Here is a 9,067-nt window from a genome sequence, read left to right as displayed (position 1 = left end):
AACGCCGTCATTCGAGCCTGGGTTTTAAAAATCCAGTTGACTTCGAACGGGCGGCTACCCTATCTTAACTATGTGTCCATTTTTTTAGGGGAAGACCATTAACCCCAACACGATTATTGAATTTGCATTACCCAATCGAAGTATGGTTACAATCGACATATTTGATATCACCGGACGTAAGGTCAAAACACTTGTGTCGCAAACATTGAGTGCTGGATATAAACAAGTCTCATGGGATGGTACTTATGAAAATGGGGGAAATGTTCCATCCGGCATCTACCTGTACCGCCTGAAGGCCGGGGAGTTTGTCGAAACGAGGAAAATGATGCTTCTGAAATAGACCTCAAGTTCTCTGTCATTCTTTCCCGGGGGGGAAGGAAGCTCAATCGATCAGGTCGATGGTTGAGCACATTAACCCGGCGGTGCCGTGCTCTCACCGCCGGGTTTTATTTTTTTACATCGGACCATTGGCTTGCCGCATCTAAACCCATAAACGATCATGAACCAAATTCGGCCCGGCAATAACCGCAGAATAGTTACAAAGTTACAACATGTAGTTCTCATACGATATCCGAGCAGGTCACTTTATAAGTCACCAAGGCAAACACTGCCGCCTGAGCGAGAAAACCGCTTGACCAAAGCGATTTTTGAAGTAAATTAAGATATTAAGTAACTGTACAGCAATTTGGTGGAACCGAAAAAGCCAATGTTCGCGATTTTACTGCATATTACTTATTAGTGGATTGATATAATCCATAATTGCTTAAAAAGTATGAACTTTGGTCGTATTTTATGGTTGAACAAGGGAAATGATGCATTATTTATATCGAAATAATAATTTATATTAAATATTGACTTCTCAGGAGAGCGGAATGAATCAAAAAATCCATGCGGCATTGTTATTGACAGCCTGTCTTGTCATCGGATTTTCAACGGCGTGGTCGGCTTCGAAACCGGCTTTTTCGGTTACGAGCGGCCCGGCCGAGAAAATCAGTATTAACCCGGATTTTGGCACCGCCGAAAGCGTTACCGGCCGATTTACGGTCGCCGACGGGGCCGATTTTGCCGATAAAGCGCGCATTTTTATTGCTTCCCGCCAGGCAGATTTCAAAATACAACAGCCGGACCAGGAATTGGAGCTGATCTCCGAAACAACCGACGCCCTTGGCCTGACCCATGTCCGTTTCCAGCAGATGTATCAGGGATTGCCGGTATGGGGCTGCCAGACCATTGTCCATTTTGAAAATGACCGGACAATTTACAGCATCGGCGGTCAGACTATCCCGTCGCCGGGGTTCGGTGTCAGCGCGGCCATCAGCCAGGAGTCAGCGAAAGAATTGGCGTCGGAAGCTGTCAAGGACCAGTTCACCGAAAAGAATCTTGCCAACGCTGTCGAAACTGTCATTTTCCCGAACAATGGTGACCCGCGCCTGGCGCAATTGGTGACCATCACCAGCCCGGTGAACGGCGCCATCAGGTGGCGTGTTTTCGTGGACGCCCAGTCGGGTGAAATCATCCAGAAATTTAATGATATTCAATTTGACGGCCCGGATATCGGTTCCGGTCCTGATACCCGGGATTCCATACGACCGCTCAACATTTATGATCTTTCCGGCACTTTCTACCTGATCGATGCCACTCACAGTGCATCGATATATACTTATGATAATTATTATGGCGGAGGACCGATCTCGACCGATGCCGACGGCGACAAAATCTGGGATGATTTTGTCAGTCAGAAAGCGGAAGTGGCCGCGCATTATTATGTCAAATTATCATATGAATATTTCCTCAATACTTTCGGACGCGACAGTTATGATAATGCCGGTGCGGACATTATCGCCAATACACATGACCCGTTATATGTCAATAATGCCTACTGGAACGGTCAGGGGGTCAACTTCGCCGACGGCGACGGTGTGAATTACCTGCCGTTTTCCGGATCGCTTGATGTCGTGGCTCATGAATTGGCCCACGGTGTCACCGAATATTCGGCGGGGTTGGTCTATCAGTATCAATACGGCGCCCTGAATGAATCATTCTCGGATGTTTTTGGAGTCATGGTTGACCGTGATGACTGGTATCTCGGCGAAGAAATCGGGCTGCTCGGCAACTATATTCGCAGTATGGAAAATCCCAACCTGAAGGGGCATCCCAAACATATGAATGATTACCGGAACCTTCCATTGTCCACCGATAACGGCGGGGTCCATATTAATTCCGGAATTCCCAATCATGCCTATTATAATGCCGCGACTGCCATCGGCAAAGATAAAGCAGAACAGATATGGTACCGGGCTTTAACCGTGTACCTTACGCCCCTGTCCGGTTTTTACTTTTTCGCCGGTATGGTGACTCAATCGGCCGTTGACCTGTATGGTTACCCCTCCGCCGAAGTCGATGGTGTCGAAAGCGCCCTGGCCGATGTCGGTCTGGGAACAGCCTATGCCGATCCGGAATGGGTGCAGACGGGTGCGCTGGTCGGGCAAAGTGCCGGCGATGATATCTGGATTCACAATCCCGGAACATCCACCGGCTCGCAGACAGTAACGGTGATTCCGCCGAGCATCACCGGCCTGACCGTCGCCCCGGGACCAGGTTATCAGGAAATCATACCGGATGGCGATTCCTCTCAGTTTGTCGTTACTTATGATGCCACTTCACTTGATGAGTGTAATGTCGGCAATTATTTCGATACTCTCAGATTCGAAGTTACCGGCGCTTATGGTGTAACCTATATAAAATTGCCGATGACTGTTACGGTCGGTCTGACCACCCGCTCGTTGGAATCGACATTGTTCTCGACTTCATGCCTGACGGCCCGGACTTACAATACTTCCGCCATGGATAACTTCAGCCGCGGCGGTGTTGATGTTTTGTACAATGCTTCTCTGATGGTGGGTATGATAGATGTTTCTTCATACAGAGTTTACCGGGATGTTTTCGGAGTCCGGAGTTTTTCACCGGTTGATGTCATCAATAACTCTGCCGGGAGCGAGACTTTCAGAATAGCCTCCAATGACGGCCGTATTCAGGGGACGGTGACATATACCTATGATACCGAAGACCCCGGTAATTGCGATTTTATCATTGCCGATTACTCCCTCTATAATTCATGCGATACTGCTTTGAATATCCTGTCCGGCATGGTGGCTGATCTCGACATTGACAATTCGGGGTCCAATCAGGCCAACTTCGATGATCCCCGAAACATGGTGTATATCAACAATGACATCGATACTCGTGCCGCGGGGATGGCGCTTTTGTCCGGAAATGCCCGCAACCTTCGAGGGCTGTATAACCCGTCACTGATTTACAGCGGCGCCTTCACGGATGGCGTTGCCTACTCCGAGATGTTTTCATCCAATAATACTTCGGGACTGTTCAATGGCGACTGGTCGGTTCTGCTCACCTTTGGAAATGCGCAACTGGGCTCCGGTGATACGATTCAGTATCAGGTGGCACTGTTGTATTCCAATACCGGATCATCCGGTTTGGGTGATATTGCCGACCGGGCCGCGGCGTTTGCCGCCAGCCTTGGCTATGTCTGTGGAGACGTGAACGGCGATGGAAACATCAATATCTTGGATGTCACGGCTCTGATAAGTTACCTGTATAAATCGGGTCCGACACCGGATCCGATTGAGGCGGCCGACGCCAATGGCAACGGCGCGGTTAATCTGCTTGATGTTACGTACCTTATAAACTACCTGTATAAGGGTGGTTCGGCGCCGATCTGCCCGTAGGAAAAATTTACGTGAAAAAGACAAGGGACAATCCGATGATTGTCCCTTTTTCTATGCGTATTATCGCCTTGTCAACTTATTGACTGCTCGGTCCGTTTGATTATCTCATTTTGCAGATCCGTGCCAAGGTCCACGAAATAGTCGCTGTATCCGGCGACCCGGACAATCAGATCCCGGTATTTTTCAGGATGCTTCTGCGCTTCCCGCAATGTGGCCGCATCGACCACATTGAATTGGATATGGTGCCCGTCCATGGTAAAATAGGCCCGAATCAGGTGCGCCAGTTTGGTGATCCCATCATCGTCGGCCAGCATCTGCGGCGTGAATTTCTGATTGAGAAGAGTCCCGCCGGTTCGAATATGATCGATTTTAGCCGCCGATTTCAGAACCGCCGTCGGTCCCTTCCGATCGGCCCCTTGCACCGGCGAGATACCTTCGGAAAGCGGCTGGCAGGCCGGGCGCCCATCAGGCAGCGCACCGATAACGCGCCCGAAATAAACATGACATGTTGTCGGAAGCATGTTGATTCGGAAATGTCCGCCCTTGGTATTCGGCCGGCCGTCCACTATACCGAAATAACTATCGAAGACACGCCGGGCAGTCATATCGGCGTAGTCATCATCATTGCCGTACTTAGGCGGCTCATTCAGAAATTTGTCGTTCAGCGATTCATAACCGTCGAAGTTCGCGGCCAGCGCATCGAGCATTTCGCTCATGGATATATTGCCATGATCGAATACATGATACTTGATGGCACTCAATGAATCGGTGATCGAACCCAGCCCGACACCCTGGATGTAAGATGTGTTGTAACGTGCACCACCATTGTTATAGTCTTTTCCGTTGGCGATACAATCGTCAATCAAAATCGAAAGAAACGGCGCCGGGAGATAGTCCGCCCACAGCCGCTCGATAATGACATTTCCTTTGATTTTTATGTCTATGAAGTGATTGAGCTGCTTTTCGTATGCAACATAGAGTTCGTCAAATGAATTGAATTGCCTCGGGTCACCTGTCTTGATACCGATTCCTTTGCCGGTTCGGGGATCGACGCCGTTATTCAATGTGATTTCAAGGACCTTGGGCAGGTTAAAGTACCCCGTTAGGATATAACTTTCCTTTCCGAATGCACCGGTTTCGACACATCCGCTGGCGCCCCCGTTTCTGGCATCGACCACACTCTTTCCCTGGCGGATCAGTTCTTGCACGATGGCATCGGTGTTGAAAAGCGACGGCTGACCATAGCCGGTCTTGATTATCTTAAGCGCCCTTTTTAGCAGCCGATCAGGATTCTTCTTGCTGATTTGCACCATCGAACTGGGCTGAAGAAGCCGCATTTCCTCGATAATATCGAGAATCATATAAGTCATTTCATTGACCGCATTCTCACCCTGTTCATTGACGCCGCCGAGATTTATAAGGCAAAAATCAGTGTACGTGTTGCTTTCCTCGGCTGTAACACCCACTTTGGGAGGAGCCGGCTGATTGTTGAATTTTACCCAGAATGACTGCAGTAACTCTCTCGCCGACTCATCCGTCAGACTGCCGCATTCAACATCCTTTTCATAAAAGGGGAGAAGATGCTGATCGAGACGTCCCGGATTAAAGGAATCCCAGGTATTTAGTTCGGTTATAACCCCGAGATGCACGAACCAGTAATATTGCAGGGCCTCCCAAAAATTGCGGGGTGCATGCGCCGGAACCCATTCACAGATTTCGGCCATTTGCACCAATTCCTTTTTTCGCGATATATCCATTTCGTCTTCAGCTATTTGATACAATTGATCCGCATGCCCTTTTGCATACTGGATGATGGCGTCGGCCGCGATATCCATCGCCTTCAATTCTTCCCGCTTGTGATATGCCTCGGGGTCGTTGAAAAAATCAAGGCACTCCAAACTGTGTCCGATATCAAGCTTGAAATCCAAAAATCCCTTTTTGTATATTTTGTTGTCGAGGACAGTGTGGCCGGGGGCGCGCTGTTCCTGAAATTCGGTGAATATGCCCGCTTCATAAGCATCGATCCAGCCAGGATCGACCGATTCGAAAATGCGGTCGCGAATCGACCGGCCCGACCAGAAAGGAATAATAACGTCATGCTGAAAAGTCTTATCTTTACTGGCTACTTTGAACGAAACTTTCTCCCGGCTGTCAAGAATATCAAGATCTTCAAGCGTATGTGCGCATATCTCCGGGTATGTCGGCGTTGCTTTCGGCGATGGACCCCGTTCACCGACAATCAATTCGCCCTCATTAATGCAGATTTCTTTGTTTTCAAGAATGTATTTGAAGGCCAGGGCGCGGGCCACCGGGATCGACACTTTTTCAGCAAGACCGCTCTGGTGGAATTCGGTCAGCAGCCGGGCGCGCTCAAGTGAAACACCGGGAATCGCATTCAGGCTTTGTTCTCGAAGTTTCCGTATTCTCTCATTCATTCGTTTAACCTCCAACCTTCACAATATAGCCATGCTTTTCGAAAAATGCCGCCTTTTCCTTCATATTTCCCTCATCCTGTATTTGCCGTCGTCCGATTCTATCCGTCATGCCGAATCGGCGTATTTTGTCCTCGTTTAATCTGTTATACGGCAATAAACTGATCTGTCTGATATTTTTGTGGGTGGATATAAGCTCCAATATCGCCTCAAAATTCTCATGGGTGTCAGTAATGCCCGGTATCAGCGGAATCCTCAATACAGTCTTATTTCCTCTGCCCGCAAGATACACCAGGTTTTTGATAATTAATTGATTCGACACCCCGGTATATTTTTTATGCAGATCGTCATCAATGAGTTTTATATCATAAAGGAAAATATCCGTGATATCATATATGCGCTCGAAATCCCGCAAAGGCGCATAGCCGCATGTATCCACCGCCGTGGTAAATCCGCAATCTTTACATGCCAATAGTGCGGCTTCAAGGAAATCAATCTGCTGCATCGGTTCCCCGCCCGAGAAGGTAACGCCACCGGCCGATTGATCATAAAAGACAGCATCCTTTTCCAATTCCTTCATCAAATCTGCCAATGAAATCAGCCGGCCGATTCTTTGCTCTTTTGCAGGCTTGTTGTCTCCGGTATCTTTTGCATGCAACGAAATAATCTCACTCTGATCACTGCGTCCCTCGGGATTATGGCACCACCAGCAATCCAGCGGGCATCCCTTTAAAAAGACAGTCGTCCGGATACCCGGTCCGTCATGTATGGCGTACTTCTTGATATCGAAAATAAGCCCCTTGATTTTGATATGGCCGTTTTTCATTCAGATAAACCTCTGGCAAAAACTTCGATTTATTATAGCATTCGGAAGAGGTTTTTCATAAACATTTTTCGCCAATACCGGACCATTGTTGTTGATTTAATCGTCAACCGGCGTAGAGATGTAATTCTGCGATTTCGGAAGAGGGAAAATATTGTTGCATTGACATAATGTTATTTTTATATTTTGAAAACAAATTTAATAAATCACAATAGTAGATTCAATATAGATAACAAGGAAGGGAGAGCAACATGTGTGGATTATTTCTATCACGCGCCGCGGCCATAGTATTTATCATAATGATACTTTTGACCGGTATAGCCGTTGCGGATATGAAAGACAATGTGACCTATCAGGGCAACAAGGCTCGCGTCACGGTGGGCAAGGTCGATGACAAAGCCGAAGGCTGTTCCTATGAAGTTGCCGAGGCTATGGGCGAAATGCTTTCGACCGCACTGGCGCAGCATGAAAAATTTATTGTGCTGGCCGGCAAAGATGATATGGGCGACCTTATCGACGAAATCGATCTGGGCCAATCAGGGTATGTTGAAGAGGGGCGCGGTCCCGAAAAAGGCCTGATGGAGGGTGCCGATATTATGGTCACCGGGGCCATAACCGGTTTTGAGCCGGAAGCCTCCGGCGGAGGCGGCGCTCTCGGCGGCCTGAAGAAAAAAGCCTTTGGAGCAATAGGAGCCGAAAAAAAGGACGCCAAGATCCTGATGGATTTAAAGTTATATGATATTCGCACCCGGCGTGTCATCAAGGCAATGTCGCTGGAAGGCAAGGCCTCGAGCTGGAAGGTCGGCGGCGTCGGCGGCGGCTGGTCCGATGATATCGCCCTGGCCGGGGCGCTTGGAATGTATGCCAATGAGCCGATGGAAAAGGCTATCAGGGAAGTATTGGGCAAGGCTGTCAAGGAAATTGCCAAAGAAACTCCTGATGAGTATTTCCGTTATCAGGGAGGCGGACAATATACGCAGGAATACGGTGCCCAGGGCGCGACAGCAGCCGCTCCCGCCGGCGGCCAGCAAATAACTGCCGCGACAACAGGCGGAGGAACCGCCCAGACTACGGCAACCTTGGCTGTTGCGGATAATATGCAGCTCTACACCAAATATGATTTTGTTCCCGGCGATAGAGTTATCTTCTATGACGATATGAAGGGCGAGGAAGAGGGTGAATTCCCATATCGCTGGAATCTTGATAATGGTGTCTATGAAGTCGCCCGTCTTGGCAATGAATTTTGGATATTGGCCACCGACGACGGCAATATCCGCCCCAAAATTCCTGAGGGCCCGCTCCCCGAGCAATATACGGTCGAATATGAATTTTATGACAACGGCCCCGATGAGTCGGGCAACTACCATTACATTTACTGGGTCGGGGAAAATGGTCGCAATATCGGGTGTTTCGGGATTTATGGGGGTGACCAAACCTGGCTGGAAATCGATGATAATAAATTGGCCGAAAAACCTCTTTCCCAGAGACCCGCCAAAGGCTCTCACTTTTTGAGAATCATGGCCACTTCAAGGTCAATGAAGTGCTATTTCGATGAAGAGCGGATGGCCAACGTTCCCAAGATCGAAGGTTTCAAGCCGGTCGGGTTCCGTGTTCATCACCGACCGTATAATGAAGCGAGCAACCCGGTTCTATTCCGAGGTTTTCGCTTTGCCGAGGGTGGCAAATCGATGCGGGAACAGCTTGATGAAACCGGTAAAATTGTCACGCATGGAATTCTGTTCGATGTCGGTTCACACAAAATTAAGGGAGAATCCTATAAGACCCTTAAGGATATCGGCGAATTGATGCAGGACGATACAAATCTTCGACTGTCCATCGAGGGCCATACTGATTCCGACGGTGCCGATGATTATAATATGAATCTTTCCCAGAAAAGGGCCGAATCGGTTCGGACCTATCTGATTAATGAATATGGTATTACCGTCGATCGTCTTGAAGCAAAAGGCTGGGGTGAAACAAAGCCCATTGATGGCAACACCACCGCCGAGGGCAAGGCTAACAACCGCCGGGTCGAATTGGTCAAATTATAATATTCAATTGGTAAA

At 48.7% G+C, this 9,067-nt stretch carries 5 protein-coding genes; 3 read left to right on the top strand and 2 right to left on the bottom strand.

Features of this window, described 5'->3' with window-relative positions; genetic code table 11:
* The first annotated feature begins 97 nt into the window (after positions 1-97).
* Positions 98-340 carry a hypothetical protein gene (locus tag CVT49_13475; GenBank protein ID PKK82503.1) on the top strand — a complete coding sequence of 81 codons (243 nt, stop codon included), beginning with the start codon at positions 98-100 and terminating at the stop codon, positions 338-340.
* A gap of 532 nt (positions 341-872) precedes the next feature.
* Positions 873-3,746 (top strand): hypothetical protein, encoded by a 2,874-nt coding sequence (locus CVT49_13470; GenBank protein PKK82502.1) that lies wholly within the window; start codon positions 873-875, stop codon positions 3,744-3,746.
* 71 nt (positions 3,747-3,817) lie between these two features.
* Here CVT49_13470 and CVT49_13465 read toward each other — a convergent pair whose 3' ends face one another.
* Positions 3,818-6,181, bottom strand: a complete 2,364-nt coding sequence (locus tag CVT49_13465) for a formate C-acetyltransferase/glycerol dehydratase family glycyl radical enzyme (GenBank protein PKK82501.1) — start codon at positions 6,179-6,181, stop codon at positions 3,818-3,820.
* 4 nt (positions 6,182-6,185) lie between these two features.
* The gene (locus tag CVT49_13460) at positions 6,186-7,004 is read right to left on the bottom strand and encodes a glycyl-radical enzyme activating protein (protein PKK82500.1); all 819 of its coding nucleotides are present in this window, start codon (positions 7,002-7,004) and stop codon (positions 6,186-6,188) included.
* A 248-nt stretch (positions 7,005-7,252) separates the two neighbouring features.
* On the opposite strand from CVT49_13460, the gene CVT49_13455 reads away from it, so the two are divergent.
* Positions 7,253-9,052, top strand: a complete 1,800-nt coding sequence (locus CVT49_13455; GenBank protein ID PKK82499.1) for a hypothetical protein — start codon at positions 7,253-7,255, stop codon at positions 9,050-9,052.
* Positions 9,053-9,067: the final 15 nt, after the last annotated feature.

This window comes from candidate division Zixibacteria bacterium HGW-Zixibacteria-1, assembly GCA_002838945.1.
Lineage (GTDB): Bacteria > Zixibacteria > MSB-5A5 > GN15 > PGXB01 > PGXB01.
Note: the sequence above shows the minus strand (reverse complement) of the source record. Positions and strands in the feature narration are given on the sequence as shown.